Source organism: Caballeronia ptereochthonis, from assembly GCF_001545075.1.
In the GTDB taxonomy this organism is placed as follows: Bacteria; Pseudomonadota; Gammaproteobacteria; order Burkholderiales; family Burkholderiaceae; genus Caballeronia; species Caballeronia ptereochthonis.
In genome coordinates this window covers 227,388-253,706 of sequence record NZ_FCOB02000003.1, presented here as the reverse complement: position 1 = coordinate 253,706, position 26,319 = coordinate 227,388, and the positions used below count along the sequence as shown (strand labels likewise).

The window sequence follows — 26,319 nt, the reverse complement described above, 5'->3', positions numbered from 1 at the left end:
CGCAGCGCCGCGCCCGTCGCGGAACTTCTTCGCCTATTTTGCCTTACTCCAGACCAGGGAGGTGCGCTGTTCCAAGGCGAAGAAAGTCAGGCGCCAACGCCTCGAATGATCATCGCGTTTGCCCAAAGAGAATTATGCATCACCGGATGCAGGGCGTCCGAGAAGCGGCGCATTTTAGCCAACCCCGGGGACCGCGGTCGGAGGAGGAGGGTCGAGAACGAGGTCATCACCTATCGTAGAACGCATTAAAGATGTCACCCTTGCGACTATAAAGTGGTCAACTGGGGACTTTGGAGCACCCGCATAGCGTGGAGAGCCATACTCAGCATGGATCTGTTGGACGCGAAATAAAGTTGTCTACATGAACGCCCCCCTTTGCGCTGGACTTTCGCGTCTTCGAAAAAACAGGATGGGCTGCAGCTCTACATCCGGCCTTGTTGCAGCCTTGTTCGCTGCGGGCCCATATGAAATCCGCTGACTCACGCCTCATTCACTCCGCGAGCTTTTTAGGCTCAGACAACTTTTCAGGTTTGGTGAGTCCCAGGTCCTACCCGTTTTGTCGTCACACTCGAATGCCACCGCAACTTTTGACGTTCCATCCCGTTCAGCAAACCCTCCGGTAAACCAGAAAAATCAGAACTGTTTGGCGATGTTCGATCTCGCGATCGACAGTAAGCTTCGAGCGTGCGATCTGACGCGCCTGCAGGTGCAGGACGTCTACATGGGAGGGCATGTCGTAGGTCGCGCGACTTTCATGCAGCAGAAAACGCATCGACCAGTGCAGTTCGAAATCACAGAGCAGACTCGTCAAAGTGTCTCGGCTTGGATTTCGGCGCGGGGATTGGAGCCTGCCGACTATTTGTTCCCAAGTCGACTGCACGCCTCAGCACACGTGTCGACGCGCCAGTGTGCGCGCATCGTTCATCGCTGGGTCGCGTCGATTGGACTCGATGACACCGCGTACGGTACGCACACCATGCGTCGAACGAAAGCGTCGTTGATCTATCGACGCACCAAGAACTTGCGCGCGGTGCAATTACTGTTGGGTCATACAAAAATTGAAAGCACCGTGCGATACCTTGGGATCGAGGTAGACGATGCACTCGAAACGGCTGAGCAAACCGAAGTGTGATCGCCGGTTTCCGGCGAGCGTGCGCTTGTCGGCACCAGAAAGATAAGATCATCGCTCGCACTCAGGTATCGCCGATATGAGGTAACAACACCCAAGCAAGACCTCAACCGTAAAGGCGCAGGTGAACCGAACGCTACAATTCCCCAAATTACAATGCCGTAATCTATGCGGGTCGGGAGTAACGCATCCATTCCGCCGCTAAACGCATAGCCAGTTCATGCGCCCAAAGTCAAATCCGCCGAGTCTGCCGCTGGGAGAAAAAAATGGATGTCTTCCATCGCTGCGCAAGTTGCAAAAGACGATTCAAGGTGCGGCCGCAATCCCTCAATCAGCGGTTCTGTCCCAATGAGGAATGCCAGCGCATGCACCGAAAGCTCTGGCAACGCGAGCGATTGCGGTCTGACGTCGACTATCGACAAAATCAACTTCGCGCCAGCGCTGATGGGCGAGCGCGGAATCCTGATTACTGGAGGTCTTATCGCAAAAATCACCCAGAGTACGTTGATCGCAATCGTGAGCAACAGAAGAAGCGGACATATGACCGACGGGTGAATGCAAAGATGAACGTCTGCCCGCACGAGTCCCCTCTGAGCTCGGGAACGTACATACTGACCGCGGTCGCTAACTCGCTGCACGCAAAGATGAACGCGTGGATCGTCCACCTCACGGTACTGAGAGCCACGGACGCGCTTTTTCAGAATGTTTGCAAATAGATGATTCGTGCCGCGTGACGTTACGCGCTGCTACTCTGATTCCGACGCGAAGCGCTTCCGTTCCGTTGAGCGCCGATTGGCGGCATGCGCCGGAGGTACTGTACGGCACAAACGAACCAGGTTATCGGACTGGCGGCAAGAATGGCAGGCGATCTTGAATCCACGGTGTGCGAAGGCGGCTCCGCGACACGAACTGCCGAGTATGTTCGTATGTCGACAGAACACCAACAATACTCCACGGAGAACCAGCGCTCAAAGATTCGGAAATACGCCAATCTGCATGGGCTCACTATCGTTTCAACCTACGCCGACGAAGGGAAGAGCGGTCTTCGACTAGACGGACGCGTGGCACTTCAGCGGCTCATCCACGATGTCGAAGGGCAGATCGTCGATTTCCAAGTGATTTTGGTATATGACGTTAGCCGCTGGGGACGTTTCCAAGATGCAGACGAGAGTGCCTGCTACGAGTACGTATGCAGGCGTGCAGGGATCAATGTCGTCTACTGTGCGGAACAGTTCGAGAACGATGGGTCTCCTGTCTCCACCATCGTCAAAGGTGTCAAACGGGCCATGGCGGGGGAGTACAGTCGGGAGTTGTCGACCAAAGTCTTCGCAGGGCAGTGCAGATTGATCGAACTGGGGTTCCGACAAGGGGGGCCTGCGGGTTTCGGCCTGAGAAGAGTGCTTCTTGACCAGAGCGGGCTGGTCAAGTCGGAACTGGGACGCGGTGAGCGAAAGAGCTTGCAAACCGACCGAGTGATCTTGATGCCAGGCCCCGAAAGCGAAACTGGAATTGTTCGCTTGATCTACCAGTGGTTCATCGAGGAATCGCTGTCGGAAGGTCAAATCGCGACAAGGTTGAACTCGATGAATGTCCGGACTGATCTAGACCGTGTGTGGATCGCCGGAGCTCGTGCAGCATAAAGTGAGCTGTTTCTACAGTGCTGCCCGAAACACTGGTGTTCGGGAGGAACAAGGGCGGTCGTGCTCGGCCAATCAAAATGGTGTGATAGGGGATTCGGTCGATAAGTTCTTGGGCCAGGCACCAGTCGTAGAAGCGGCGAATCGTACGCAGTCGATGATTGACTGTGCTCCTCTTCAGTCCGCATTCGTTAATCGACCAGTCGCGATACAGTTCGGCTGCACCGAGGTGGCCGGGTGCCGGGCGCAAGTTTCCAATCCAACGCGTTCGCGGCTACGAAACTAAGAAAGTCGTAGAGGAAATGTGCATCGCTAAATCCACGGCGCCGGCGCCACCGGTATGGGACCGAGTGTCGAAGAAACGCGAACCTGTCGCTATGAGCTCGAAATGACGATTTCCGACAGCGACATGCCAACGTTTGGAGTTTTTTGCCTTCAAAGGCACGAATGTGGCGTCCATCACGGCACAGGGCGCTAGTACGCGAACGATGTCGGATACGTCCATAGTTCTCCAGCGCTCCAATGCTGCGTTACTCGCTTTGGTCATCGCCGTCCTTGGCTACTCGCCTTTAAGAAAAGGCTGCTGCTCGACCCACTATGCCGATTTCGAGGAAAGGAGACAAGGTTTCGTGTAACAATTGGAGGTATATAGACCAACATCTATGCGGATCACCTGCGCAATCGCGGCAAGCCGGCGGGGGCGGCCGGGCGCATCGCGCTGCCGGTCGCGGGCGACGACGCGAAGGCGAAAGCCGTGGTCATGAAGCTCGTCGACGAAATCGGCTTCGATCCCGTCGATGCGGGCGGGATCGACGATTCCTGGCGTCAGCAGCCGGCCACGCCCGTCTATACGGGCGATTTCGACGCCGCCGGCGTGCGCGCCGCGCTGCAGAAGGCCGATCCGGTGCGCAAGCCGGAGTGGCGCGCCACGGACAAGAGCCCGGACACGTTCGAGAATCCGGCCTGAGGCCGTGCCGCGCAGCGAGGGTCGGGCTTCGAAACGCGGAACGCCCGTACGGATAAGCGCGGGAACATGCGCGCGCCGTGCGACAATCTGCAAACTTTCCCGATGGGCTTTAACATGACATCCCGGGCTGGCGCTGCCGGACGCGTAGAAACGCGATCGATCGCGCCGCCGTCCGGCGTCGTGGACTCGCTGATTGACCTATGAAAACCGCTTCTCCCCCGCAGGACGTGCAGACCCCGCAACACCGCTTCGGCGAATGCGCCGAGTGCGCGGACGTCGAGCTCGTGGCGACCGCTACCATCCCGACTCGGTACGGCACTTTCGATTCCTACGTCTACCGCGTGAAGCATACGGACGTCGAGCACATCACCTTCGTCATGGGCGACGTGAGCGACGGAGAATCGGTCCTGACCCGGCTGCATTCCGAATGCGTGACGGGCGACGTGTTCGGCTCCTACCGCTGCGACTGCGGCGAGCAGCTCGATCTGGCGCTGCGCTATATCGCCGCCGAGAATCGCGGCATTCTTTTGTATCTGCGCGGGCATGAAGGGCGCGGCATCGGGCTCGCGAACAAGATCCGCGCGTACGCGCTGCAGGAGCAGGGGCTCGATACGGTCGATGCGAACCTGCATCTCGGCCTTCCCGACGACGCCCGCGAGTACGACTCCGCCGCCGCGATCCTGCGCGCGATGAACGTGAAGTCGGTGCGCCTGATGAGCAACAATCCGTCGAAGTTCGACACGCTGCTCAAGCACGACATCCCCGTATGCGAACGCGTCGCGCTCGCCATTCCGATGCGCGAGGAAAACGAGCGCTACATCAAGACCAAGCAGGCTCGCTTCGGTCATTACTTCGACGAGAACGAATAACCGTCCCGCGCGTCAGGCACGCGTCTCCACTGGACGCGTCGCGCGGCCTCAGCGGCCGCTCAGCGCGCGTCGTGGAAGATCACACCGAGCATATGCCGCCGCCCTGAACGCAGGCGGCTCACGCCATGCCGCATGTTCACGCGATACGGCCCGCGCGTGCCTTGCACCGGACGGTGATGCACGGCGAAGAACACCGCATCGCCTTGCGCGAGCGGCACGACCTCCGCGCGCGACTGCATGCGCGGACGCTGTTCCGTCATGACGAACTCGCCGCCCGTGAAATCGCGGCCGGGCGCCGAAAGCAGAATCGCCATCTGAATCGGGAAGACGTGCTCGCCGTACAGATCCTGATGCAGGCAGTTGAAATCGCCGGGTACGTAGCGCAGGAGAAGCGGCGTCGGGCGCGCCTGTTCCGCGCGGTGGCATCGTTCGATGAACGCCGCATGCTCCCGCGGATAGCGCGTCTCGATGCGCATCACCTCGTTCCAGCGATTGGCGATCGGCACGAGACGCGGGTACGCCGCGCGCCGCACGTCGGCGATGGGATCAGGCAGAGGGTAGGCGAAGTACTTGTATTCGCCGCGCCCGAAGCCGTGCCGCTCCATCACCACGCGGCTGCGAAAGAGCGCGTCGCGCTCGTAGAGGTTCGCGAGCGCCTCGCATTCGTCGAGGGAAAGGAGGCCTGGCGCCGTGGCCGAGCCGTAACCGTCGAGTTGCGCTTCGAGGTCGGCCCAGTCCAGCGCGTCGACGCGTTCGCCGAGCGGAACGGCGGTCCCGGGCATGGCCGCCCGTTCGAGCACTTTCATCTTGATTCTCCGGATGTGCGTGAGTCTGCGTGCAGTGTGCGCCGCACGCGCGCCGCACGCACTCCGGGTCTTGCTGCGCAATTCCGGACGAAGCCGCGTCAGTGCGCCATCGCCACGTCGGTGATGCGCTTCTGCAGCGCTTCCTTGCGTGCTTCGATCTTGCGGCCGAGCGTCATGAGATCGACGCCCGTCTTGCGCACTTCCGGAAACAGCGTCGATTCCTCTTCCTCGACGTGATGCGTCACGTTCTCCTTCAGGACTGTGAAGGTCGCGTCGAAGCCCGCGTCGCCGGCTTTCAGGTTCGCGAACTTTTCGATCAGCGTCTTGACGAGAAAATGCTCGACATAGGCCTCGTCGACGTCGATCACCTTCGCGCCGCCGAGCGCCTGGCGGGCAGCCGGATAAAGCAGCTCTTCCTCGACGATCGAATGAATCGAAAGGAGCTCGCAGGCGCGCTGAACGAGCGTGGCCTTGCGCTCCAGATCGTCGTGCGGCGCGCGGTCGAAGGCATCGAAAAGCTGCTCGACGGCGCGGTGATCGGCTTCCAGGATGTCGAGCGCATCCGGTTGCCGCGAAGTTTGAGCGGTGGACATGTGGATTCTCCAGTGAGGGCTCTTCGGCCCGGCGGGGACAAGTTTTTCCCGAAGGTGCCAAAGAGCAGCAAGCCGGGTGCCCGCGAGCGCATCGGCCGCGCGCGCGGTCACACGCCGGCGCTCGATGAATCGCGCTGGCGCAGCACCTTGATCCGCCACCACGCGGGCAGGAGGCGCCGCACCTCGGCGCGGGTGAAGCGGTCGTCGATCAGATAGAGCACGCCGCGATCGAGCGGTCCGCGGATCACGCGCCCGGCCGCCTGCACCACTTTCTGCACGCCGGGAAAAAGATACGCGTAGGCGTAGCCTTCGCCGAATGCCTCGTGCATGCAGGCTTTCATCTGCTGGTTGACGGGGTTCAGCGGCGGCAGGCCCAGCGTCGCGACGAACGCGCCGATGAGCCGCGTGCCGGGCAGATCGACCGCCTCGCCGAACGCGCCGCCCAGCACCGCGAAGCCGACGCCGCGCCCGTCCGGCACGAAGCGCGCGAGGAACTCGCGTTGCGCCGCCTCGCTCATCGCGCGCGACTGCTGCCAGCACGGAATCGACGGATGGCGCGCCGCGAGCGCCGCCGCGACCTGCTCGAGATACTCGAAGCTGCTCGAAAAACTCAGGTAATTGCCTTCGGCGCGGAAGAACTGCGCGGCGATCAGATCGGCGATGCGCGCCACCGAGCCTTCACGGTCGCGATAGCGCGTGGAGACGTCGGCGATCGCGCGCACGTCGAGCTGCTCGGCGCTGAACGGCGACTCCACGTCGATGCGCACGCTCGATTCCGGCAGCCCGAGCGTATCGGCGTAGAAGTGCGCGGGCGTGAGCGTCGCGGAAAACAGCGCGACGCTGTGGGCGCGAGCCAAACGCGGCGCGAGATGCGGCGCGGGGACCACGTTGCGCAGGCACAGCGCGGCGCGGCGCTTCTTCACACTGGAACCCGCGCCGCCGAGCGTGATGTCGAAGATCGAGTGCGAACCGAAACGCTCCGCGATGCGCGTGAAATGCACGGCATCGAAATAGAAGCGCAAGGTTTCGGGCGTGAACACGTCGGGCTGCTCGCCGAGCATTTCCGTCATTTGCGAGACGGCTTGGCCGAGCGCGGTCAGAAGGCGCGCGGGCGGTTCCGGGTAGGTCATGTATTCGGCGCCTGTCTCGTCCTGCTCGCGCGCCATGTCGTTCCAGCTTCGCGCGACGCGGCCGAGCGTCCTCCTGAGCGAAGGAGGCGCGCCGCGGCGCATCGCGTCGAAGGCGGCCTGATCGAGCGTCGCGGAGTACATGCCGCGCGCCCGTTCGACGAGGTTGTGCGCTTCGTCGACGAGCACCGCAACGCGCCAGCGGTTCGCTTCGGCGAGCGCGAAGAGCATCGCGCTCGAATCGAAGTAGTAGTTGTAATCGCCGACGATCACATCGCTCCAGCGCGACAGTTCCTGGCTCAGATAGTACGGACAGACTTCGTGCGCCCGCGCGACGTCCGCGATCGACGCGCGATCGAGTTGCGCGCGTTCGAGTGCGGCGGCGCGCGCGGCGGGGAGGCGATCGTAGAAGCCGCGCGCGAGCGGACACGATTCCCCGTGACACGCGCGGTCGGGATATTCGCAAGCCTTGTCGCGCGCGACCAGCTCGACGACGCGCAAGGGCTGCGCGGCGAGCGTGGTCAGCGCATCGAGCGCGAGCTGCCGTCCGGCGCTTTTCGCCGTCAGAAAGAAGATCCTGTCGAGCCGCTGCCCGGGCCACGCCTTCAGCAGCGGAAAGAGCGTGCCGACCGTCTTGCCGATGCCCGTCGGCGCCTGCGCGGCGAGACAGCGCCCCGACACCGCCGAGCGATAGACCGCTTCGGCGAGCGCGCGCTGCCCGGGGCGGAAATCCGCGTGAGGAAACGCGAGCGCGGCGAGGGCGGCGTCGCGCGCGGCGCCGTGCTTCAGCTCCTGCCGCGCCCACGCGATGAAGCGCTCGCAGTGGTCCTCGAAGTGCGCGGCGAGGGCGCTTGCCGTGTGCGTTTCGACGAGTACGCTCTCGGTCTGATCGGCAATATCGAAATACACGAGCGCGATCTCGATCCCGGCGAGACCGAGCTTGCGGCACATCAGATGCCCGTACACGCGCGCCTGCGCCCAGTGCAGATGCCGATGGTTCTGCGGCATGCAGTCGAGCCTGCCGCGATACGTCTTGATCTCTTCGAGCCGGTTGAGCGCGGGATCGTAGCCGTCGGCGCGTCCGCGCACGCGCAGCGGACCGTGTTCTTCGGAGAGGGAGATTTCCTTCAGATACCCCGCCGGCCGCCGGCCCATGACGGTGACGTGGCCCGCGACGCCTTCCTGCGCGCTCGGCGTGGGCGTGAAACGCAGATCGAGATCGCCTTGCTTCGCGGTGAACTCGCACAGCGCGCGCACGGCGACGGTGTAGGCGGGCTCGGATACTGTATGCATGTACAGTAGTCTAGCACGCGGATACCGGCGTCAGAGCGCGCGCTACGCCGGCGCCCGCAACAGGTCGCCGAGCGTTTTCATCGCGCTTTCGATTTGCGCCGACCACGGATGGCCGAAATTGATGCGCACGTAGTTCCCATACGCATGACGCGCCGAGAAGATCGGTCCCGGCGTCACGTTGATGCCGTGCTCGAGCGCGCGCCGATGCAACTGCATCGCATCGACGTGCCCGGCCAGCTTCAGCCACAGGAAATAGCCGCCGTCCGGGCGCACGAAGGACACATCCGGCGGCAGCCAGCGCGCGATGGCCGCTTCCATCGCGCCGCGTTGCGTGAGCAGCTCACCGCGCAGCTTGCGCAGATGCTTGTCGAAGCCGCCGTGCTGGAGATAATCCGCGATGCCCGCCTGAATCGGAATGCTGGTCGAGAGGGTCGTCATCAGCTTGAGGCGCCGGATCTGATGGGCGAAGCGGCCCGCCGCGACCCAGCCGAGCCGGTAGCCCGGCGCGAGCGTCTTCGACAGCGACGCGCAATGCAGGACGAGCCCCTTCGTGTCGAAGGCTTTCGCGGGCGGCGGGCGATCCTGCGCGAAATGCAGCTCGCCGTAGACATCGTCTTCGATGAGCGGGACGTCGTGCTTCGCGAGCAGCTCGACGAGCGCGCGCTTTTTCTCGACGGAAAGCGTCGCGCCGGTCGGATTCTGGAAGTTCGTCATGAACCAGCACGCGCGCAACGGATGCCTGTCGAGCGCCTCGGCGAGCACGTCGAGATCGAGCCCGTCCCGCGGATCGACGGGAATCTCGACCGCGCGCAGGCCCAGATGCTCGACCGCCTGCAACGCCGCATAGAAACACGGCGACTCGATCGCGACGACGTCGCCCGGCTTCGTCACGGCCATGAGACCGAGCGTGAGCGCTTCCATCGCGCCGTTCGTCACGATGAGCTCTTCCATCGGCTGCGCGATACCCATGCCGATGTAGCGCAGCGCGATCTGCCGCCGCAACTGCTCGTTGCCCGGCGGCATGTCGACGACCGTGCTCCACGGATCGAGCATGCGCGCCGCGTGCCCGAGCGACTTCGCAAGACGCGGCAGCGGAAACAGCTTCGGCGACGGAAACGCCGAGCCGAGCGGCGCGACATCGGGACGCCTGACCGCATCGAGCACGGAGAAGACGAGACTGCTCACGTCGATGGGCGCGGGGGCGGCGAGCGGCGCGGGCGGGGCCGCTTGCGTCGAGAGCCTCGCTCCCGGCGCGACGTAATAGCCGGAGCGTTCACGCGCGCGGATAAGCCCCCATTCCTCGAGCAGGTAGTACGCGCGAAAGACCGTCGACTGGCCGACGCCGTATTGCGTCGTCAGATGCCGCACCGAAGGCAGCCGCGCGCCGACGGGCAGCCTGCCCGCGCGAATCTCGGCGGCCATCGTGTCGGCAAGGGCTTGGTAGCGCTTCATCGCGTGAGGTGAATGAAATACCGCGCACGGGCCGGCGCGGCGCGAAATTGTCTCACAGGGCTGTCGTCGAAATGGACGCGAACGGCGGGAATATCGGCGTGCCCCTGCGCGTTTAATGAAGAAGCGGCTTCATCGCCGCGCCTGGCTCGATCGTTCCTTTCGGAGGTATTTCATGAAGCTCGCCAGAATTGCAACAGTCATGCTCGCACTGCTCGCCGGCTTGCTGGCCGGTTGTCAGACCGACGGCGGCACGTCGTCGTCCGGCACGAATTCCAGCAGCGGCAGCAGCGGCGGATATTGACCCGGGCCACGCCAGCCAGTCAAAACGCCGCGCCGCTGCCGCCAGGCCTCTCGGCGGCGGCGTTTCGCGCGGCGCTCGCGGCATTCGCGGCGGCGCTCGGCAGCGATGCCGTGCTGCCGGCCGACCCCGCTTCATATCTCGATCCGTTCGCACCCGGCGATGCGATCGCGCACGCGCCGTCCGCCGTCGTGTTGCCGAAGGACGTCGATGGCGTGCGCGCGGCGCTCGCCGTCGCCAATCGCCATCGCGTGCCGCTCTGGACCGTCTCCACCGGCCGCAACTTCGCCTACGGCGGCGCGGCGCCGCGCATGCGCGGATGCGTCGTGCTCGACCTGCGGCGCATGAATCGCATCATCGAAATCGACGAGACCCTGGGCTATGCGCTCGTCGAGCCGGGCGTCACTTACTACGACCTGCATCGCGCGCTCGGCACGCCGCGGCGCTTCTGGGTCGATCCGCCTGCCGCAGGGTGGGGCAGCGTCGTCGGCAACACGCTCGAGCGCGGCTACGGCACGACGCCTTACGGCGACCACGCGGACCGTCAGTGCGGCATGGAAGTGGTGCTGGCCAACGGCGATGTCGTGCGCACCGGCATGGGCGCGATGTCCGCGAGCCGCGCATGGCAGGTGTTCAAGGGCGGCTTCGGGCCGTCATATGACGGCCTGTTCATGCAGTCGAGCTTCGGCGTGGTCACGAAGCTCGGCATCTGGCTCATGCCCGCGCCCGAGGGCTACATGATCTGCCGCTACGCGTTCGCGCGCGAGGACGATCTCGAGCGCGTCGTGGACACGCTGCGCCCGCTCAGGATGGATGGCACGATCCAGAGCCATGCCGTGATCGAGAGCGCGGTGCGCTGGGCGGCGGGCGTCTCGACGCGCAGGCAGTGGTACGACGGCGACGGCGCCATGCCCGACGAAGCCGTCGACGCGATGGCGCGCAAGATCGGCATCGGGCGCTGGAACCTGCGCTTCTGTCTGTACGGACCGCCGTCGCTCGTGAAGGCGCGGCGCGACATCGCGCACGCGCGTTTCACGGAGATCGCGGGCGCGACGCTGTTCGAGATGCCGTATCGCGACGGCGCCGTGGAACCGACGGGCGGCGGCGATCGCGCCCAGGTCGGCATTCCGGGGCTCGAGGCGTTCAACCTGCTCAACTGGCGCGGCGGCTCGGGCGCGCACATCGATTTCTCGCCGATCTGCCCGACGGTCGGACGCGACGCCGTGAAGCAGGTCCGCATGGTGCGCGAGCGCGCCGCGCAATACGGTTTCGATTACTACGGCGGCTTCACGGCGGGCGAGCGCGCGATGCATCACATCTTCGCGGCGATCTTCGACCGCGACGATCCGAAACAGGCGCGCGATGCCGGCGCGCTGATCGAAGCCCTGATCCGTGATGCGGGCGCGGCCGGTTATGGGCAATATCGAACCCATCTGTCGTTCATGGATCTCGCCGCCGCGCAATACGACTTCAACGATCATGCGCTGATGCGGTTGTCGAACGCGATCAAGACATCGCTCGATCCGAACGGCATTCTGTCGCCGGGCAAGCAGGGGATCTGGCCAAAGCGCTTCGAAGGGGAGGGGTGATGAGCACGTCGCGGCGCGCGTTTCTCATCGCGACTTGCGCATCCGGACTCGTGTGCACCGGGTTCGGCGGCGCTGCGGCACCGACGCGAACCTGGGTCATCGACGAAGAACTTCCGCAGAGCGGCGTCCTGATCCGGCGCGCGCGGCTGAGCGGCTCGCGCATCGCCTTGCTCTCCGGCGATGCGGGCTGGCTGTGGTTCGAGCGATTGTCGCTGGAGGCGATGTCGTCGCGAGGAGTGGGCGGCCTGACACGCTGCGCCGATGCGTTCGTGCTGACGCAACTGGCCGCGGGCATCGGCATGCGCGCGACCCGGCGCATGCTCGACGAGCACGCGGTGCTCTGGACGCTGGAACGCTAAAATGAGGCGTTTCCGGATAACGCCGCACGCGGCCTGAACGATGGACGCCAAGGACACACGCACGATCACGGACTGGCATGCCCACGCCTATTTCGATGCCGAGAACCGCGACGCGGCCTGGCAATTGCGGCTCGTCATCGAAGACCGGTTCGCGGACGAACTGCAGGGCGGCGCGCTGCGGCTGGGCCGCTTTCACGAACGGCCGGTCGGACCGCATCCGAAGTGGTCGTTTCAACTGGGCTTCGGCGGCGAGTTGCTCGCGCCGATGCTCGAATGGCTGACGCTCAACCACGGCGCGCTCGACGTCTTCATGCACCCCAACACCGGCGACGCGCTGCGCGACCATCGCGACTCGGCGGTGTGGATCGGCCGCTCGCATGAACTCTCGCTGAAGACGCTGGGCGGCTGAATCGCCTGGAGCCGAAGCATAAAAAGGCGGACCGCGTCCGCCTTCCTCCGCTGCCGCAACCCGCCGGCTTACTTCTTCGCGCTTGCCGTTTTCGGCGACGCGGCACGCACGGCAGTGCGGCTTGCGACAACGGCGTCGTTCTGCGCGGCCTCGACCACCTGACGCGCGGCCCTCTTCGCGGCTTCGTACGCCGAGTTGGCGGATTCCGTCGCGACGTCGATCGCGGATTTCCACGCGGTCACGACGGCTTCGCTGCCGACGGGCGCATTGCTCGCCAGGCTTTCGACGAACGCGTGCACATTGCGCTGCGATTTCTCGATCTGGTCCTGCACCGCTTCCATGCAGCCGCCACGCACGCCCGAAGCGATCTCGTAGACGTTCGTCCAATAAGCCTGCACGCGTTGCGCGCTGTCCTGCAGATGCTGGTTCTGAAGCGCAAGGAATTCCTGCGGATCGCGCACGGAGAGCGACCTGGCGACGAGCGCCTGATGCTCGTCGAGTACCGTCCTGAGCGTGCGCACGTTCAGATCGATCAGCTTCTCGAAGCCTTCGACGGCTTGTGCGGCGAAACCGAAGGTCGTGTCGACGCCCGCCTTTTGTGATGCAAGTACATTTTCCGGCGCAAGACTGCTCATGCTCGACTCCATGTGGAAGTTGCCAATTGATTACCCGATGAATTTGTGCAGTGCAGCGAACGAACTATTTTAAGGAAAGTGCGTGAAGTGTCAATTACGTTTTCCCCGCTTGACTTTAAACCATGCTGCGATTCGTCAAAAATATCGGCGAAGAAATCAGTAAATAAGCAGGCTTATTAAAGAGCGAGTGATTCGATCGTAAATCGCCTGATTCGTACGATCATTTTATTTGAACAATATTTCAGCAGACGTAAGAATGCCCACGAAGCATTCATGGTGAATGGGCCTTCGCCTGAGGTCGGACCGGTACGTAAATCCGCTGTCCTTCGCGTAAACACCTAGGTCAAAGCTTGCCGAATGCGTTGTTTCCCCACTTGACGCATTGATGCGCCAATTGGAAGAATCTCGCACTGCAACACGCGCGACGGTTCGTAATTCGGAGTGACTGTTTCCCGGTATTTCTGTCACTGCCTGGTCATCGGAACTGGGTACGATTTACCCTCGCGCGAATTAGCCGGCGCTGAACGGCAAAAATATAAATCGAGAGACTTGAAGAAAATGGGGCGACATTCCCGAACCCTTGGCCACCTTGAACGTAGTCACGAAGACAATGCCCTGCGGCGCGCGATGGCCGCACGACTCGACCGGGCCCTGCAGAAGGCAAACGTCAGTTCCGCAAGAGCGGCCGGCTGGCTCGACGTGAGCGAGCACGACGTGCAGTTCTGGCGCCGCGGCATCACGGTGCCGCCGCTGTCCGCATTCAACCGCATCGCCAAGGCGCTCGATCTCGACGTGCACTGGCTGTGTACGGGCCAGGCGCAGCACGCTCCGGCCGCCAACTGATCGCTGTCGAACGGCGCAGGCCGCGTCGGCTATTGCGCCGAAGCCGGCTTGCGTCCGTGCAGCAGCACGGTGCCGATGCCGCTCGCGGCGATCACGCACATGCCGATGGCCATCCACGTGTCCGGCACCTGACCGAACAGCAGCCAGCTGAAGAAGGCTGCGAACGCCAGTTGTCCATAGGCGAAGGGCGTGAGGACGGAGAGCGGCGCGCGCCGCAATGCCTGCAGCATCAGCAGTTGCCCGATGGTCGCCATGGTCGCCATGAACGCGACGAGCAGCCAGCTTCCCGCCCGCACTTGTGCGATCGCCGGCAAGGTTTCCGCTTGGTCCATCCACACGAGCACGCACAGGATGATGGTTGCGACGAGAGCGGTCAGGAAGTTGGTGGTGATCGCGTCGTCGACGCGCGATAGATGGCTCGACACGACCTGGAAGCACGCGAAAGTCGTGGCCGCGCCGATCGGGTAGACGACCGTCCAGCTGAACTGGCTGCCGCCCGGCCGCACGACGAGCAGCATGCCGATGAAGCCGAGCACGACCATCGCCCATTTGCTGCGGGGAACGTCGTCTTTCAGCAGGAGCGCGGCCAGCAGCGTGGAGATGAGCGGCGCGAGCATCGCGAGCGAGGTCGTCACCGGCAGCGGCAGGTGACGCAGGCCCGCGAAGGTGCAGGCCGAATTCGTGAGCAGCAGCACCGCGCGCACGACCTGCAGCTTCACGCTGTCCGTGCGGAAGAGGCCGAACGCGCCGCGCCGCACTTGCCAGACGCCCAGCACGATCATCTGAAACAGATAGCGCACCCAGAGGAGCGCCAGTAAAGGGACCGCCGCGCCGATCAGCTTGACCGTAGAATCGCTTGCCGCGAAGGTGGCCGTCGTCAGGACCATGATGGCAATGCCGGCCCCGGTGTTATCGGTATCAGTCCGGTATCGCGCCTTGCCCTCTAAGGTTGCCATCGAGTTTCCGTGGGTTTGCCGCCCGGCGCGGAAACGCGTCCATTCGTTCGATTGGTTTCGATGGCATGGCGCCGGGCGTTTCTGCTGACGGCCTTCATGAAGAAACGGTCTTTCAGGCCGTTGCTTCGATTCTCCGGGCATCACCGGCTCGTGGCAAGGCGACAGTAAAGTTCTTTTCGTTCGTGTTGTGCTCCGGTCACGCGATGAAAAATGAACTAGACGGTTCGTCCAATTGCACGTTAGACGTGTGCAGCGGGATGCGCGGACGTGAATGCGGCGCCGCAAACACCCTTGCGCGCCTGAATGCTCGCGGAAGATGATTGTTTCACTCGAAACCCTTGCCATCGCCGCTTCGCCGCCTACACTTAAAGTAGTTTCTCAACTGCTTCGAGAGGAGGCAACGATGAGAACGAGGACACGCGAAGTCGTGCGCATGCTGGCGACGTTCCGGCATTCCGCGCATTGCCGGCGCTTGCGGGCGGCAGCCGCAGCGCAGGCGGCGCGCGATCTGGCGCACGAGGATTCGCCGGAGGAAGAGCAGGACGACGGCGAGCGCGGGGGCAGCTCAGCGGGCGACGAGCGACAGCAACCGGGAAAGCCGCACCGGGGCATGCACTGACAATCGCGTTCAGACGCGCGCTGCGTTCTTGTACGGCGAGAAGCGCCAATGGCCGCTTGGGTCCTTCACCGCGATCGCGCCGTGTTCGTGCAGCACCTCGCCCACGGCGGCGGCCTTGATCTCGTCGGTCAAGCGAATGACCAGCAAGGTGCGCTGCGGCGTGGCGTCGTCGTTGGTCGCGTGGGATCTCGGTGCAGGCTCGCGCATCGGCTCGTCCGGCACGAAGCGATTGCGCGCGATCACGCCCTGGTGCTCGCCGTGCGCGACATATTCGGCGTCGTCCTCGTCGTGAGCGGGCGGAAGGAGTGCGTCGATGTCGGTCTCGTCGCGTCCCGCCATGTAGAGATGCGCATCGTCGCGCCGCAAGCCGGCGAGCTGCAGCGCCCGTAATGCCTCGTGTCCGTCCCGATAAGAGCCAAACACGCCAACTATGACCTGATTCATCGTCGCCCCCTCTGTCGGTCCGCTTCGGTTCGCGAACCGCGCAACTGATGCCATGGTGTGCGCAGTCCTTATCCGTTTTCATGCTGTTCCAATCTTCAGATGAAGCGCAGCAACGGGCGTTCCCGCATGACGGTTTTGAAAGCCCTTGTCCGCTGTCGATGGGCGCTTCACCGGGTTGCGACCCCAACGCCTATCGCCTAAAGTGACTTAGCTTCTCTTTCCGACAATCGCGCGTCACCCCGATGCGTCTTCCGGCGAGGTTCGAATGATTTCGAAGGCCTACGCTTTGTTGTTCGTGCTGGTGGCGGGTTCGGCGAAGGCTGCGCCGTGCTACAGCGATGGCGACGTGGTCACGCTCGAGGGCACGGCCACGCGACAGGCGCCGCACGACGCGGAGGCGGCGACGAAGCCGGTCTGGGTGTTGTCGCTGACGAGCCCGGTCTGCGTGCTGAGCGCAAGCACGGGGCAAGGCGCGCGGCAGCAATCGAATGTGTCGGCGGTGCAGATCATCGACGCCACGCCGACCGAGAACGCGCGCATCCAGTTGACGGGCAAGCTCGTCACCGGCAACCTCAGCGGCTATTACGCGGTGCCCACCGCGATCTGGGTGCTCAAGGAGCGCGTGCTGTCGGGTCAATGACACCGTCGGCGTCATTCTGCAAAAGCGCCGTGCCGGGCGAACGAAAAGAATGAAACGCTCAGGCCGCTTTCACCTGCGCGTGATATCGCCAGAACTCGGCGACGACCCAATGCAGCGGCTGATGATCGAGCCCGCGCTCTTCGGCGAAACGCAGAATCGCATCGAGTTGCTGGCCAGTACAACGGAACGCCTGGCGGCGAGAAGCCGTCTGGTTTTTCTTGTGCGTGTGCATGGCAATCCTTTTTCCAGGACCTTCCCCCGACACGGCAGATCGTTCGCCGGGGCGACCCGTGCGCGCGCTGCCTTCTGCTTTTGCATTAAGCCGTAGCGGCCGGGGCGCTACCGGCTGCTAGCGCACACAGCCGCCAGGATACTTTCCGATTGCGCAATGCGGCGGGCCTTGACTTGCGCGCGCGCTTTCAATTTGGAATAAACCTTGCGGCTGTGTCGTTTAGCAGAGAGGAACCCGCATGGAACCGCAACGCGGGTAAAGGGGACGAACCCTGTGAGCGCCGATCAGCATGCGCAGGAAGAACTCGCGCACATAGGACGGATGATTTCCGAACTCGAGCGCGCCGCGACGCGCGAGCGCCGCGCGCCGACGCGCCATCCGGTCATGCGGCCCGAGTACTGGAAGCGGCGCATCGATGCATTGATGGGCGCGACGGCGAACGAGTTGCTGCGGCGCGATGCCGCCGCGCTGCGCGAACGCCTGGCGCAGGTTTTCGGCGATGCGTCTGAACGAGTCACGGGGGACGCGGGAGAGGCTGCGGAGGAGACCGGCAGCAGAAAATGAAGTGAATCGGCGTGAGTGGCGGCGCATGTCGGACGTGCGCCGCCGCGACGTCAGCCCGCCTGCTCCACAGGCGTCACTTCGACATCAACCTTCTGCGTGCCGCGCAGCACCGCGATCTTCACCGGCCGATCGATGCGCGATGCATCCAGCGTGCGCTGCAAGCCGTCTACGCTGTCGACGGCGATGCCATCCACCGCGACGATGCGATCGCCCACCCTGAGCCCGCCGAGCGCGGCGGGGCTGTCTTTCACGATCTCCATCACGTGCACGCCGCTCGCCGAAGCGAGCTCGAAAAAGCGCTGCACGCGCCGCGATATCGGCGTGGTCGTGCCCGCGACGCCGATATACGCACGCCGCACGCGGCCGTACGCGAAGATCTGCATGATGACCCACTTCGCGGTGTCGATCGCGGTGGCGAAGGAGATTGCCTGCGCTCCCGCGATGATCGCCGTGTTCACGCCGATCACTTGCCCCGCCGAATTGATGAGCGGCCCGCCCGAGTTGCCGGGGTTGAGCGCCGCATCGGTCTGAATGACGTCGTAGATCATGCGGCCCGACGTCGAGCGCAACGAGCGGCCGAGCGCGGACACGACGCCCGTCGTGACGGTCTGCGCGAGCCCGAGCGGATTGCCGACCGCGATCGCGATCTGCCCGACGCGCAGGCCGCCGGATTCGCCGAGTTCGACATGCGGCAACGGCTCCGGCGAGCCGATGCGCAGTACCGCGAGGTCGCTCGCGGGATCGTCGCCGACGAGATCGGCGTCGAAACGCGTGCCGTCCGCGAGCGTGACGACGATATGCGTCGCCCCGTGCACGACGTGGCTATTGGTCAGCAGATAGCCGTCGGGCGTGAAGATGAAACCCGAGCCCGTGCCGCCGGCATTGCGGCGCGCGCCGCGCTGGTCGGCGAGCTGGCGTTCGACCGAGATGAAAACCACCGCCTGCTGCACGCGCTCGAGCGCGCCGATGATCGTGCGCGAATAGGCGTCGAGCAGGGCGGTGTCGTCGAGCGGGGCGGAGGGCGCGGCGTCTTGCGGCCCGCGCGCAAGATCGTCGATGAATTGAGGCCGGCTTCCCATGTTGATTTGACTCCAGAGATCTGGAAGCCGACATGCGGGTCGCCGCGGCCGATTTCAAGAGATAGTTGCATCTGCAAGCAGTTTCATCGGCCCGCGCGTTTCGACGACGCGGCGCTGGGCGCCGTCGCGCACGAACAGCGAGCCCGCGAAGCCGAGCGCATTCACGGCGACGCCTTCGACATGCGACACGCCGCGCGGCACCGCGAGCATCCAGCGGCGCGTGACGAGCAGGTTGTAAGGCGCGCTTTGGTGCGCGACGCCCGCGACGTCGAGCGGCTGCACGCCGATCGCTTTCAACAGTCGCAGATAGGTTGCATGCACGTGTGCCGCGTCATCGCCGCCGAGCCAGGCCGCCGCGTGCGTGAATGCAAGCTGCGGCGCCCGGAAGACGCCGCTCGTGCGCGCGGCTTCGATGAACGGCGCGACCGGCAGCGCATGGCCTTCGAGCGGCAGCGGCACCATCTGCAGATGCTTGTGTGGCTGGCTCGATCCGGCGACTGCGCCGCCGTTGTAGAAACCGAGACCGTCGAAGCGATCGAGGCAGGCGAAGAGCGCGGCGAAATCGTCCTCGTCGATGAGGGACTCCTGCGGCTCGAAGTCCGTCGTCACGATGAGCAGATGATGCGCGAACACATTGAACTTGTTGAGCAGCAGAAAGTGCCGCTCGCCGATATCGCCGACACGCAATGACGCCTCGCACGGCGAGAACGGGTCGCGCCAGGCGCTTGCCGCGTCCGCCGCCGATTTTTCCGCGAGCTTCGACGCCTCTTCCTTGCGCGCGAGGTTCGCTGCCTGCCGCACGAGAAAGCGCACGCCGCCGTCTTCGATCACGCTCTGCACGGTGTCGAAGGAACGCAGCGCGCCGCACGCAAGCGCGTGCTCGGTCTGCGTCACCACGTCCTGCCATGACGGGGCATTCATGCGCGCCATGCTTCTCCTTTGCCGAACTCGAATCGAGCGAGCGATGCGGCATGCATCTCGATGCTGTAGCCGGGCGCTTGCGGCGGCATGTAGCGCCCGTTCCTGATGACCACCGGATCGAGAAAGTGCTCGTGGAGATGATCGACATATTCGAGCACGCGATTCTCAAGCGACCCCGACACGCAGATGTAGTCGAACAGCGAAATATGCTGCACGTATTCGCACAAGCCCACACCGCCCGCATGCGGGCAGACCGGCACGCCGAACTTCGCGGCCATCAGCACGACGACGAGCACTTCGTTCAATCCGCCGAGACGACAGCTGTCGATCTGGCAGAAGTCGATCGCTCCGGCCTGCAGCAATTGCTTGAAGATCACGCGGTTCTGGCAATGCTCGCCGGTTGCGACGCCGATCATCGGCGCGAGACGCTTGCGGATGGCTGCGTGGCCGAGCACGTCGTCGGGGCTCGTCGGCTCTTCGATCCACCACGGATCGAACTCCGCGAGACGGCGCATGTTCGCGATGGCTTCATCGACTTCCCAGACCTGGTTCGCGTCCATCATCAGCTTGCGGTCTGGGCCGATTTCCTCGCGCAGAATGCGCGCGCGGCGGATGTCTTCCTCCAGGTTGCCGCCGACCTTCTGCTTGAAGTGCGTCCACCCCTGAGCGACGCCTTCGCGCGCGAGGCGGCGGATCTTGTCGTCGTCGTAGCCGAGCCAGCCTGCCGATGTCGTGTAGGCGGGAAAGCCCTGCGCGAGCATTTCCTTTTCGCGCTCGCCGCGCGTGGCTTCGAGACGCTTCAGCAACGCAAGCGCTTCGGACGGCGTGATGGCGTCGGTCACATAGCGGAAGTCGAGGCAGCGCACGAGCTCTTCCGGGCTCATGTCGGCGAGCAGCTTCCACACGGGCTTCTTCTCGAACTTCGCCCACAGATCCCACACGGCGTTGACCACGGCCGCGGTTGCGAGATGGATGACGCCTTTTTCCGGACCGATCCAGCGCAACTGACTGTCGGACGTGAAGGCGCGCCAGAAGCCGCCCATGTCCGCGGCGATGTCCTCGATCTTCCTGCCGACGACGAGCGGCGCGAGCGCCTCCACCGCCGCGACGACGACTTCGGTGCCGCGCCCGATCGTGAACGTGAGGCCATGACCGGCGAGCCCCGGCGCATCGGTTTCGAGTATCACGTAGGCCGCGGAGTAATCGGGCGCGGCGTTCATTGCATCGGAGCCGTCGAGCGAACGTGAGGTGGGAAAGCGGATATCGCGCACGGAGAGCTTCGTGATGGTAGTCATGTTCATCTCCTCGAAAGGTGGCGTGACGGCTTCGTAAAGGGTTTTCACGGAGGCTTTTGCGCAGTTCCGACGCGCTGCGATGCGCCGGGCTCATGACATTGACAATGCGGGTTTTGCCTCCAGGCACGCTAGCATGTTAGTGCGAAATCAAGGGCGGCGTGGAGACATCGACGAAAGCGGCCTGCCGCCGATCCTTATCGCGTATTGCCTCGCAGGGTTCGGCGCGCGGCAGTCCCATCGACGCGGTCGCGCAGGCGTCGCGCGTGGCGATCGTCAATCGGGCGATGGAATCCGGCATGATGATCGACAAGATTGCCGTATGCGAGCGCATCTATTTCTTCGATGGGAGCGGTGGGCTGTCTGACAAACGTAAGCCTTTGCGGGCGCGCTGAAGCGTTCCTGTCCGGGTCGTCTATATTGGATTTATGAAGATCCGATGTGGAGGTGCGACATGAGGCGCATCTATTTCCTGCTGCCCGACGTGGCGAGCGCAAGAGGGATCATCGACGAACTGCTTTTGAAGCGGATCGAATGGCGGCATATTCATGTGCTCGCGCGGCCTCATGAGCCGCTTGAGGATTTGCCGCAAGCCACGCTGGTTCAACGCACGGATCTGTTGCCGGCGCTCGCGCGCGGTACGGCTGCCGGTGGCGTGACGGGTGCGCTCGCCGGGCTGGTGGCGATGGCGTTTCCGCCGGCGGGGTTGACGATTGCCGGCGGGGCGGTGGTCTGCATGACGCTCGCGAGCATGGGATTCGGCGCCTGGGCCGCGACGATGATCGGCGTGGGGATTCCGAACACGCGCCTGCGGCGCTTCGAGCATGCCATCGAAGAGGGCGAGTTGCTGATGATGGTCGATGTGCCGAAGGATCGGGTCGAGGAGATCGAAGTGCTGGTCAAGGGGCATCATCCTGAGGCGGATGTCGAAGGGGTCGATCCTACTATTCCTGCTTTTCCTTGATTGTGGTTTTGGGTCGTTTGCTTGCTTGTTCTTTCGTGGAATCCTGATTTCTTTGTGGTCTATTAGCACTGCCCCGCACAGGGGCAACGCTAATAGACCGACACGAAAACAAGCTCCCCACCCCACAAAAAACCCCACAAAAAATCCACATCATTTTGATGCGCTAAGATCACACCCCAAGCCCCGATCAACCAAGCGGAAAGCTTAAAAAAACGACCGTTCAAAAACCGAGGAATGAATAAGCCGATGCGCCGAGTGGTCTTCAATCAAAAAGGTGGCGTGGGCAAGTCCACCATCGTCTGCAATCTTGCCGCGATCAGCGCCTCCCGCGGCCTGCGCACGCTCGTCATCGACCTCGATCCGCAAGGCAACGCGAGCCAGTATCTGCTCGGCGCCAAAGCCCGCGATGCGCAGCCGAATCTCGCGAGTTTCTTCGAATCCGCACTGAGCTACAGCTTTCGCGAGCCCGCGTTCGAGACCTTCATTCATTCGACGCCGTTCGAAAATCTCGACATCGTGCCGTCGCATCCGAATCTGGAGGCGCTGCAAAGCAAGCTCGAATCGCGCTACAAGATCTACAAGCTGCGCGACGCGCTGAAAAACCTGGACAACTACGACGCCGTCTATATCGACACGCCACCCGCGCTCAACTTCTTCACGCGCTCCGCGCTGATCGCAGTCGAGCGCTGCCTCATCCCCTTCGATTGCGACGACTTCTCGCGCCGCGCCCTCTATTCCGTGCTCGATAACGTCCAGGAAATCCGCCACGATCACAATCCCGATCTGAGCGTCGAGGGCATCGTCATCAACCAGTTTCAGCCGCGCGCGAGCCTGCCGCAGCAACTCGTCGATGAACTGCGCGGCGAGGATCTGCCCGTGCTCAACTCGCATCTGTCACTCTCCGTCAAAATCCGCGAGAGCCATCAGCACGCCCGCCCGATCATCTACCTCGAACCGCGTCACAAGCTCGCGCAGGAGTATCTGGCGCTGCACGAGGAACTGAACGGCTGACGCGCCACGTCCCGCCATGTCGGTCACGTCGAAAGTTGCAATCGCAATCATCGTCGAAGCCGTCGTGTTCGTCGCGCTGCTGTTCGGCTCGGCCGGCACGCTGGAATGGGGCGCGGGCTGGGCGTGGATGATCCTGATGTTCGGCGGCGGCGGCGCGGTCACCGTGCTCATCGCCCGACGCGATCCCGCGCTGCTCGCCGAACGCATGCGCTCGCCGATGCAGCCGGATCAGCCGTTCTGGGACAAGGTCTTCCTCGTCGTGATGGGCGTGCTCTGGTGCGCGTGGCTCGCGCTGATGGGCCTCGACGCCGTACGCTTCCGCTGGTCCGTCATGCCGCTCTGGCTCGCATCGGTCGGCTCCGCGCTCGTCGCCGTGTCGTTCTGGCTGGTCGCGCGCGTGTTTCTCGAGAACACGTTTCTCGCGCCCGTCGTGAAGATACAGAAGGAGCGCGGGCATCACGTCGTATCGAGCGGGCCGTATGCGGTCGTGCGTCATCCGCTCTATGCCGCCGCCGGCATCATGATCCCCGCGAGCGCGCTCGTGCTCGGCTCGTGGTGGGGGCTCGCCGCTTCGGCGCTGCTGCTCGCAGGGCTCGTCTGGCGCACGGAGATGGAAGAGCGCGAGCTCATCGCGCACCTGGAAGGCTATGCCGAATACGCGCAACGCGTGCGTTACCGCCTCGTGCCGTTCGTCTGGTAACCGCTTGCTGCATGACGATCGGGAATAAAACCGCTGCCCGGACGTTCATGCAGAAGACGGGCGCATTCCCTCGCGCCTCCCGTTCTCGCCGGATGACGCCTATGACGACCGCTCCCTCCCAGCCGCCGCATGTAGCGCATGGATCCCCAACTACCGAAAGCCTCTCCGGCATGGTCGCGTTCGTGCGCGCGGCGGAGACGGGCAGTTTCGTGGCGGCGGGGCGCTCGCTCGGGCTGTCGGCGTCGGCGGTGGGCAAGAGCGTGATGCGGCTCGAAGCGAAGCTCGGCGTGCAGCTGCTCAACCGCACGACGCGCAGAATCGGCCTCACGCACGAAGGCGCGCGCTTCTTTGCCCGTTGCAAGCGCATGCTCGCTGATCTGGAAGACGCGGAAAACGACTTGTTCCATTCGACATCGTCGCCGCGCGGCCGATTGCGCATCAGCGCGCCGTCGCTCGGCAGCCGTCTGCTGTTGCCGCTCGTTCCGGAGTTCAGGCGGCGCTATCCCGACATCGAACTGGATATCGATTTCAGCGACCGCCTCGTCGACGTCACGCAGGAAGGCTACGACGCCGTGATCCGCACGGGACGCCTCGCCGATTCGCAATTGCTCGCCCGCCCGCTCGCGCAATACGGGCCGGTCGTGGTGGGTTCGCCCGCGTACTTCGCAGGACATGGCGAACCCGCGACGCCCGAGGATCTCGAAGGTCACGCGTGCATCCGCTTCCGTTCCCCGGTGAGCGGCCGTCCCGAGCCCTGGCGCTTTGCGCGCGACGATCACACCTTCGCCATCGATCCGCACGCGGCGCTCACGTTCAACGACATGGAAGCGGTGCTCGCTGCGTGCATCTCCGGCCTGGGCCTCGCGTGCGTGCCGGATTTCGTCGCGAAGAGCGCGATGGAAGGCGGCCTGCTGCGCGCGGTGCTCGGCGCGCATACGAGAACGGAAGGAACGTTCCAGATCCTGTGGCCGCCGAGCCGTCACGAAGCACCGCGCCTGCGCGCGTTCATCGACCACATCGCGTCGCGCCTGGGCGGCCTGCCACCGCACGAGGTCAGGTTTCGCGCGGCCTGAGCCGCGCGCGGGCGATCAGCTCTTCTTCGATGTCTTCGCGACGAACGGCGCCGGTGCGTGCGCAACCTTTTCGCTGCCGCATTTGGGGCATTTGAGCTGCGCCGTCGCATGCTCGGCGATGTGCTCCGCATGCTCGAAAGTCTCGCCGCAATCCTGGCAACGGTACTGATAAGTCGGCATGGCATCCTCCCGAGCGCGACCGTTGATCCGGCGCGAGACGCGCCGGCTTCACCCATTCTAGTTCAGCGATCGTGCAGGGACGTCAGGCTGCCACGCGGCGCACGACCGGCGTTTCCGGCGTCGGATAGCCGGCTTCCTTGAAGGTTTCGATGATCGCGCGGTTGGTGTCGAAGTAGACCTGCCAGTAATCGTTGGTATTGGTGTAAGGCCGCACGCACAGAAGCGGCCCTTCGGGCGTGAATGACAGCACTTCGACATCCGGCGGCGGGCTCGTCGCGACGTTCGGTATCTTCGCGACGGCATCCTTCAGCCGCGCGATGGCGTCGAGCGGATCGACGCCGTTCGCGATCTTCGCCGTCAGCTCGACGCGCCGATGCGGCAGCATGCTGAAGTTCCAGATGGTGTCGGAGAAGATCTTGTTGTTGCCGATGATGGCCGCGACGTTGTCGGGCGTCGTGATGGTCGTGCCGAAGAGGCCCACTTCGGTGACCGTGCCGGTTACCCCGCCCGCCGTCACGAAGTCGCCCACCTTGAAGGGGCGCAGCACCTGCATGAACACGCCGGCCGCGAAATGCGCGAGCAGCCCGCCCCACGCGGTGCCGATGGCGAGACCGAGACCGGCGAGCAGCGCGGCGAAGGATGTGGTCTGAACGCCAAAGATCTGCAGAATCGCGAGGACGAGCAGCAGATTGAGAATGACGCCGACGATCGAGCCGAGATAGTGCGCAAGCGTCGGATCGACGCGGCCGTTGCGCGCAAGGAGCCTGCGCATCGCGCCGGTGACGAGATTGATGAGCCAGCGCCCGATGATCCATAACGCGATCGCGCCGATCACCATGATCGCGAAGTCGACGCCGCGGGTCATGATGAAAACACGTACGGTATCGAGGTTCATGTCTTTCTCGCTCGCGTGGCACTTCGCTCAAAGGAACACGTTAAGCCGGGAAAACATGCCGCATGGGGCCACACGAGTTATAGGCGACGCGGCGCATCATCGCAAGATTTACACCCATGTTTGACTTGACCGGAAGGGTCGACCGCATTGGCGAAACGATCATGTCCATTCGGCCCCGTCGGCGTTCGGGTCGGGCAGGGTGAGGCCGGATGCGGGCAAGGGCAGCGCGGTCTTGTAGCGCACCTGCTTCAACGCGAAGCTCGAGCGGATGTTGGAGACGCCGGGCAGGGTCGTGAGCCGTTCCAGGATGAAGCGCTCGAGCGCGGCCACATCGGGCAGCACGACGCGCAACAGATAGTCGGCGTCTCCCGTCATCAGATAACACTCCATCACTTCGGGGCGCTCGCTGATCGCCTGCTCGAAACGCGCGAGCGCATCCTTGATCTGCTTTTCCAGACTGACCTGAATGAAGACGTTGATGCTCAAGCCGAGCGCTTCCGGATTGAGCAAGGTGACGTGCTGCTTGAAAAGTCCGGCTTTTTCCAGGGCCCGCACGCGATTGAAGCAGGGCGTCGGAGAGAGATTCACGGCGCGCGCGAGCTCCGAGTTGGTAATGCGCGCGTTTTGCTGCAACTGGTTGAGGATGCCGATGTCGGTGCGGTCGAGGCGCTGCTTGGCGTTTGCCGTCATAGTCGAAAGATTCCGGATTGGGGCATTTTCAAAGAATAAATACACTATCGCAA

Annotated in this window: 30 protein-coding genes and 2 pseudogenes; 18 read left to right on the top strand and 14 right to left on the bottom strand. The window is 63.7% G+C overall.

What is annotated here, in order from left to right:
• Positions 1–643: 643 nt before the first annotated feature.
• The 5 genes and pseudogenes from AWB83_RS04720 to ribA all read left to right on the top strand — a co-directional run.
• Positions 644–1,132 (top strand): annotated as a pseudogene (locus AWB83_RS04720) (tyrosine-type recombinase/integrase); the annotation flags it as partial.
• A 267-nt stretch (positions 1,133–1,399) separates the two neighbouring features.
• On the top strand, positions 1,400–1,684 hold the full coding sequence (locus AWB83_RS04715) for a hypothetical protein (RefSeq protein ID WP_143750012.1): 285 nt from the start codon (positions 1,400–1,402) through the stop codon (positions 1,682–1,684).
• Positions 1,685–1,986: 302 nt separating this feature from the next.
• Positions 1,987–2,745, top strand: a pseudogene (locus AWB83_RS04710) (recombinase family protein); the annotation flags it as partial.
• A 775-nt stretch (positions 2,746–3,520) separates the two neighbouring features.
• Complete coding sequence (locus AWB83_RS04700; protein WP_244197571.1) at positions 3,521–3,733, top strand: NAD(P)-binding domain-containing protein; 213 nt, start codon at positions 3,521–3,523, stop codon at positions 3,731–3,733.
• 200 nt (positions 3,734–3,933) lie between these two features.
• Positions 3,934–4,602: a GTP cyclohydrolase II gene (ribA, locus tag AWB83_RS04695; protein WP_087043068.1), complete on the top strand. Its 669-nt coding sequence runs from the start codon at positions 3,934–3,936 to the stop codon at positions 4,600–4,602.
• A gap of 59 nt (positions 4,603–4,661) precedes the next feature.
• Here the strand turns inward: ribA and AWB83_RS04690 are convergent, their stop codons facing one another.
• The 4 genes from AWB83_RS04690 to AWB83_RS04675 all read right to left on the bottom strand — a co-directional run bounded on the left by AWB83_RS04690 (position 4,662) and on the right by AWB83_RS04675 (position 9,873).
• Positions 4,662–5,408: a 2OG-Fe(II) oxygenase gene (locus AWB83_RS04690; RefSeq protein WP_087043067.1), complete on the bottom strand. Its 747-nt coding sequence runs from the start codon at positions 5,406–5,408 to the stop codon at positions 4,662–4,664.
• A gap of 98 nt (positions 5,409–5,506) precedes the next feature.
• The gene (locus AWB83_RS04685) at positions 5,507–6,001 is read right to left on the bottom strand and encodes a hemerythrin domain-containing protein (RefSeq protein WP_087043066.1); all 495 of its coding nucleotides are present in this window, start codon (positions 5,999–6,001) and stop codon (positions 5,507–5,509) included.
• 107 nt (positions 6,002–6,108) lie between these two features.
• The gene (locus AWB83_RS04680; protein WP_087043065.1) at positions 6,109–8,421 is read right to left on the bottom strand and encodes an ATP-dependent DNA helicase; all 2,313 of its coding nucleotides are present in this window, start codon (positions 8,419–8,421) and stop codon (positions 6,109–6,111) included.
• A gap of 42 nt (positions 8,422–8,463) precedes the next feature.
• On the bottom strand, positions 8,464–9,873 hold the full coding sequence (locus AWB83_RS04675; RefSeq protein ID WP_087043064.1) for an aminotransferase-like domain-containing protein: 1,410 nt from the start codon (positions 9,871–9,873) through the stop codon (positions 8,464–8,466).
• Between the two features lie 172 nt (positions 9,874–10,045).
• On the opposite strand from AWB83_RS04675, the gene AWB83_RS37510 reads away from it, so the two are divergent.
• From AWB83_RS37510 to AWB83_RS04655, 4 genes are read left to right on the top strand one after another with little or no spacing between them, the layout of a single operon-like run.
• Positions 10,046–10,174: a hypothetical protein gene (locus AWB83_RS37510; protein WP_279629073.1), complete on the top strand. Its 129-nt coding sequence runs from the start codon at positions 10,046–10,048 to the stop codon at positions 10,172–10,174.
• A complete protein-coding gene (locus AWB83_RS04665) occupies positions 10,171–11,760 on the top strand; it encodes an FAD-binding oxidoreductase (RefSeq protein ID WP_208636699.1) in 1,590 nt (529 codons plus the stop codon). Before AWB83_RS37510 ends, AWB83_RS04665 begins: the two co-directional genes overlap by 4 nt.
• On the top strand, positions 11,760–12,119 hold the full coding sequence (locus AWB83_RS04660; protein ID WP_087043062.1) for a hypothetical protein: 360 nt from the start codon (positions 11,760–11,762) through the stop codon (positions 12,117–12,119). Before AWB83_RS04665 ends, AWB83_RS04660 begins: the two co-directional genes overlap by 1 nt.
• A 40-nt stretch (positions 12,120–12,159) precedes the next feature.
• Complete coding sequence (locus tag AWB83_RS04655; protein ID WP_087043061.1) at positions 12,160–12,528, top strand: DOPA 4,5-dioxygenase family protein; 369 nt, start codon at positions 12,160–12,162, stop codon at positions 12,526–12,528.
• 68 nt (positions 12,529–12,596) lie between these two features.
• Here AWB83_RS04655 and phaP read toward each other — a convergent pair whose 3' ends face one another.
• Positions 12,597–13,163, bottom strand: coding sequence for a TIGR01841 family phasin (gene phaP / locus AWB83_RS04650; protein ID WP_244197570.1), 567 nt, complete (start codon positions 13,161–13,163; stop codon positions 12,597–12,599).
• Positions 13,164–13,790: 627 nt separating this feature from the next.
• Between phaP and AWB83_RS04645 the strand changes: the two genes are divergently transcribed.
• Positions 13,791–14,006 (top strand): helix-turn-helix domain-containing protein, encoded by a 216-nt coding sequence (locus tag AWB83_RS04645; protein ID WP_087043059.1) that lies wholly within the window; start codon positions 13,791–13,793, stop codon positions 14,004–14,006.
• Positions 14,007–14,035: 29 nt separating this feature from the next.
• Here AWB83_RS04645 and AWB83_RS04640 read toward each other — a convergent pair whose 3' ends face one another.
• The gene (locus AWB83_RS04640) at positions 14,036–14,962 is read right to left on the bottom strand and encodes a DMT family transporter (protein WP_087043058.1); all 927 of its coding nucleotides are present in this window, start codon (positions 14,960–14,962) and stop codon (positions 14,036–14,038) included.
• 403 nt (positions 14,963–15,365) lie between these two features.
• Between AWB83_RS04640 and AWB83_RS04635 the strand changes: the two genes are divergently transcribed.
• Positions 15,366–15,581 carry a hypothetical protein gene (locus AWB83_RS04635; RefSeq protein WP_087043057.1) on the top strand — a complete coding sequence of 72 codons (216 nt, stop codon included), beginning with the start codon at positions 15,366–15,368 and terminating at the stop codon, positions 15,579–15,581.
• A gap of 9 nt (positions 15,582–15,590) precedes the next feature.
• On the opposite strand, the gene AWB83_RS04630 is transcribed toward AWB83_RS04635, so the two are convergent.
• The gene (locus AWB83_RS04630) at positions 15,591–16,025 is read right to left on the bottom strand and encodes a hypothetical protein (protein WP_087043056.1); all 435 of its coding nucleotides are present in this window, start codon (positions 16,023–16,025) and stop codon (positions 15,591–15,593) included.
• 265 nt (positions 16,026–16,290) lie between these two features.
• Between AWB83_RS04630 and AWB83_RS04625 the strand changes: the two genes are divergently transcribed.
• Positions 16,291–16,665 (top strand): hypothetical protein, encoded by a 375-nt coding sequence (locus AWB83_RS04625; protein ID WP_244197569.1) that lies wholly within the window; start codon positions 16,291–16,293, stop codon positions 16,663–16,665.
• A 58-nt stretch (positions 16,666–16,723) separates the two neighbouring features.
• Here the strand turns inward: AWB83_RS04625 and AWB83_RS36415 are convergent, their stop codons facing one another.
• Positions 16,724–16,897 carry a hypothetical protein gene (locus AWB83_RS36415; RefSeq protein WP_159463011.1) on the bottom strand — a complete coding sequence of 58 codons (174 nt, stop codon included), beginning with the start codon at positions 16,895–16,897 and terminating at the stop codon, positions 16,724–16,726.
• Positions 16,898–17,170: 273 nt separating this feature from the next.
• Here AWB83_RS36415 and AWB83_RS04620 point away from each other — a divergent pair, with 273 nt between their 5' ends.
• On the top strand, positions 17,171–17,461 hold the full coding sequence (locus tag AWB83_RS04620; RefSeq protein WP_087043055.1) for a hypothetical protein: 291 nt from the start codon (positions 17,171–17,173) through the stop codon (positions 17,459–17,461).
• Positions 17,462–17,511: 50 nt separating this feature from the next.
• Here AWB83_RS04620 and AWB83_RS04615 read toward each other — a convergent pair whose 3' ends face one another.
• Genes AWB83_RS04615 through AWB83_RS04605 form a run of 3 tightly spaced genes read right to left on the bottom strand, consistent with a single transcriptional unit; the run spans position 17,512 to position 20,756 of the window.
• On the bottom strand, positions 17,512–18,540 hold the full coding sequence (locus tag AWB83_RS04615) for a S1C family serine protease (RefSeq protein ID WP_087043054.1): 1,029 nt from the start codon (positions 18,538–18,540) through the stop codon (positions 17,512–17,514).
• Positions 18,541–18,594: 54 nt separating this feature from the next.
• Positions 18,595–19,470 carry an ATP adenylyltransferase family protein gene (locus AWB83_RS04610; protein WP_087043053.1) on the bottom strand — a complete coding sequence of 292 codons (876 nt, stop codon included), beginning with the start codon at positions 19,468–19,470 and terminating at the stop codon, positions 18,595–18,597.
• Positions 19,458–20,756, bottom strand: coding sequence for an L-fuconate dehydratase (locus AWB83_RS04605; protein WP_087043161.1), 1,299 nt, complete (start codon positions 20,754–20,756; stop codon positions 19,458–19,460). The genes AWB83_RS04610 and AWB83_RS04605 overlap by 13 nt, the downstream gene beginning before the upstream one ends.
• A 158-nt stretch (positions 20,757–20,914) precedes the next feature.
• On the opposite strand from AWB83_RS04605, the gene AWB83_RS35970 reads away from it, so the two are divergent.
• From AWB83_RS35970 to AWB83_RS04580, 5 genes are all read left to right on the top strand, one after another.
• The gene (locus tag AWB83_RS35970) at positions 20,915–21,148 is read left to right on the top strand and encodes a hypothetical protein (RefSeq protein WP_143750011.1); all 234 of its coding nucleotides are present in this window, start codon (positions 20,915–20,917) and stop codon (positions 21,146–21,148) included.
• Positions 21,149–21,207: 59 nt separating this feature from the next.
• Positions 21,208–21,717, top strand: coding sequence for a DUF1269 domain-containing protein (locus AWB83_RS04595; RefSeq protein ID WP_087043051.1), 510 nt, complete (start codon positions 21,208–21,210; stop codon positions 21,715–21,717).
• Positions 21,718–21,963: 246 nt separating this feature from the next.
• Positions 21,964–22,728 carry a ParA family protein gene (locus AWB83_RS04590; protein ID WP_087043160.1) on the top strand — a complete coding sequence of 255 codons (765 nt, stop codon included), beginning with the start codon at positions 21,964–21,966 and terminating at the stop codon, positions 22,726–22,728.
• Positions 22,729–22,744: 16 nt separating this feature from the next.
• Complete coding sequence (locus tag AWB83_RS04585; protein WP_087043050.1) at positions 22,745–23,428, top strand: methyltransferase family protein; 684 nt, start codon at positions 22,745–22,747, stop codon at positions 23,426–23,428.
• 170 nt (positions 23,429–23,598) lie between these two features.
• On the top strand, positions 23,599–24,501 hold the full coding sequence (locus AWB83_RS04580; protein ID WP_087043049.1) for a LysR family transcriptional regulator: 903 nt from the start codon (positions 23,599–23,601) through the stop codon (positions 24,499–24,501).
• Positions 24,502–24,516: 15 nt separating this feature from the next.
• Here the strand turns inward: AWB83_RS04580 and AWB83_RS04575 are convergent, their stop codons facing one another.
• The 3 genes from AWB83_RS04575 to AWB83_RS04565 all read right to left on the bottom strand — a co-directional run bounded on the left by AWB83_RS04575 (position 24,517) and on the right by AWB83_RS04565 (position 26,266).
• Positions 24,517–24,681, bottom strand: coding sequence for an FmdB family zinc ribbon protein (locus tag AWB83_RS04575; protein ID WP_087043048.1), 165 nt, complete (start codon positions 24,679–24,681; stop codon positions 24,517–24,519).
• A gap of 82 nt (positions 24,682–24,763) precedes the next feature.
• A complete protein-coding gene (locus AWB83_RS04570) occupies positions 24,764–25,576 on the bottom strand; it encodes a mechanosensitive ion channel family protein (protein ID WP_087043047.1) in 813 nt (270 codons plus the stop codon).
• A 159-nt stretch (positions 25,577–25,735) separates the two neighbouring features.
• Positions 25,736–26,266 (bottom strand): Lrp/AsnC family transcriptional regulator, encoded by a 531-nt coding sequence (locus AWB83_RS04565; protein WP_087043046.1) that lies wholly within the window; start codon positions 26,264–26,266, stop codon positions 25,736–25,738.
• Positions 26,267–26,319: the final 53 nt, after the last annotated feature.

Excerpts from the sequence above, each read along its gene's own strand:
- AWB83_RS04595 (WP_087043051.1), top strand. The coding sequence starts at position 21,208 with ATGAGGCGCATCTATTTCCTGCTGCCCGACGTGGCGAGCGCAAGAGGG.
- AWB83_RS04675 (WP_087043064.1), bottom strand. The coding sequence starts at position 9,873 with ATGAAGCGCTACCAAGCCCTTGCCGACACGATGGCCGCCGAGATTCGC.
- AWB83_RS04615 (WP_087043054.1), bottom strand. The coding sequence starts at position 18,540 with ATGGGAAGCCGGCCTCAATTCATCGACGATCTTGCGCGCGGGCCGCAA.
- AWB83_RS37510 (WP_279629073.1), top strand. The coding sequence starts at position 10,046 with ATGAAGCTCGCCAGAATTGCAACAGTCATGCTCGCACTGCTCGCCGGC.
- AWB83_RS04690 (WP_087043067.1), bottom strand. The coding sequence starts at position 5,408 with ATGAAAGTGCTCGAACGGGCGGCCATGCCCGGGACCGCCGTTCCGCTC.
- AWB83_RS04655 (WP_087043061.1), top strand. The coding sequence starts at position 12,160 with ATGGACGCCAAGGACACACGCACGATCACGGACTGGCATGCCCACGCC.
- AWB83_RS04590 (WP_087043160.1), top strand. The coding sequence starts at position 21,964 with ATGCGCCGAGTGGTCTTCAATCAAAAAGGTGGCGTGGGCAAGTCCACC.
- AWB83_RS04625 (WP_244197569.1), top strand. The coding sequence starts at position 16,291 with ATGATTTCGAAGGCCTACGCTTTGTTGTTCGTGCTGGTGGCGGGTTCG.
- AWB83_RS04630 (WP_087043056.1), bottom strand. The coding sequence starts at position 16,025 with ATGAATCAGGTCATAGTTGGCGTGTTTGGCTCTTATCGGGACGGACAC.
- AWB83_RS04565 (WP_087043046.1), bottom strand. The coding sequence starts at position 26,266 with ATGACGGCAAACGCCAAGCAGCGCCTCGACCGCACCGACATCGGCATC.
- AWB83_RS04685 (WP_087043066.1), bottom strand. The coding sequence starts at position 6,001 with ATGTCCACCGCTCAAACTTCGCGGCAACCGGATGCGCTCGACATCCTG.
- AWB83_RS04575 (WP_087043048.1), bottom strand. The coding sequence starts at position 24,681 with ATGCCGACTTATCAGTACCGTTGCCAGGATTGCGGCGAGACTTTCGAG.
- ribA (WP_087043068.1), top strand. The coding sequence starts at position 3,934 with ATGAAAACCGCTTCTCCCCCGCAGGACGTGCAGACCCCGCAACACCGC.
- AWB83_RS04680 (WP_087043065.1), bottom strand. The coding sequence starts at position 8,421 with ATGCATACAGTATCCGAGCCCGCCTACACCGTCGCCGTGCGCGCGCTG.
- AWB83_RS04580 (WP_087043049.1), top strand. The coding sequence starts at position 23,599 with ATGGTCGCGTTCGTGCGCGCGGCGGAGACGGGCAGTTTCGTGGCGGCG.
- AWB83_RS04645 (WP_087043059.1), top strand. The coding sequence starts at position 13,791 with ATGGCCGCACGACTCGACCGGGCCCTGCAGAAGGCAAACGTCAGTTCC.
- phaP (WP_244197570.1), bottom strand. The coding sequence starts at position 13,163 with ATGAGCAGTCTTGCGCCGGAAAATGTACTTGCATCACAAAAGGCGGGC.
- AWB83_RS04715 (WP_143750012.1), top strand. The coding sequence starts at position 1,400 with ATGTCTTCCATCGCTGCGCAAGTTGCAAAAGACGATTCAAGGTGCGGC.
- AWB83_RS04640 (WP_087043058.1), bottom strand. The coding sequence starts at position 14,962 with ATGGCAACCTTAGAGGGCAAGGCGCGATACCGGACTGATACCGATAAC.
- AWB83_RS04660 (WP_087043062.1), top strand. The coding sequence starts at position 11,760 with ATGAGCACGTCGCGGCGCGCGTTTCTCATCGCGACTTGCGCATCCGGA.
- AWB83_RS04605 (WP_087043161.1), bottom strand. The coding sequence starts at position 20,756 with ATGACTACCATCACGAAGCTCTCCGTGCGCGATATCCGCTTTCCCACC.
- AWB83_RS04610 (WP_087043053.1), bottom strand. The coding sequence starts at position 19,470 with ATGGCGCGCATGAATGCCCCGTCATGGCAGGACGTGGTGACGCAGACC.
- AWB83_RS04570 (WP_087043047.1), bottom strand. The coding sequence starts at position 25,576 with ATGAACCTCGATACCGTACGTGTTTTCATCATGACCCGCGGCGTCGAC.
- AWB83_RS36415 (WP_159463011.1), bottom strand. The coding sequence starts at position 16,897 with ATGCACACGCACAAGAAAAACCAGACGGCTTCTCGCCGCCAGGCGTTC.
- AWB83_RS04635 (WP_087043057.1), top strand. The coding sequence starts at position 15,366 with ATGAGAACGAGGACACGCGAAGTCGTGCGCATGCTGGCGACGTTCCGG.
- AWB83_RS04585 (WP_087043050.1), top strand. The coding sequence starts at position 22,745 with ATGTCGGTCACGTCGAAAGTTGCAATCGCAATCATCGTCGAAGCCGTC.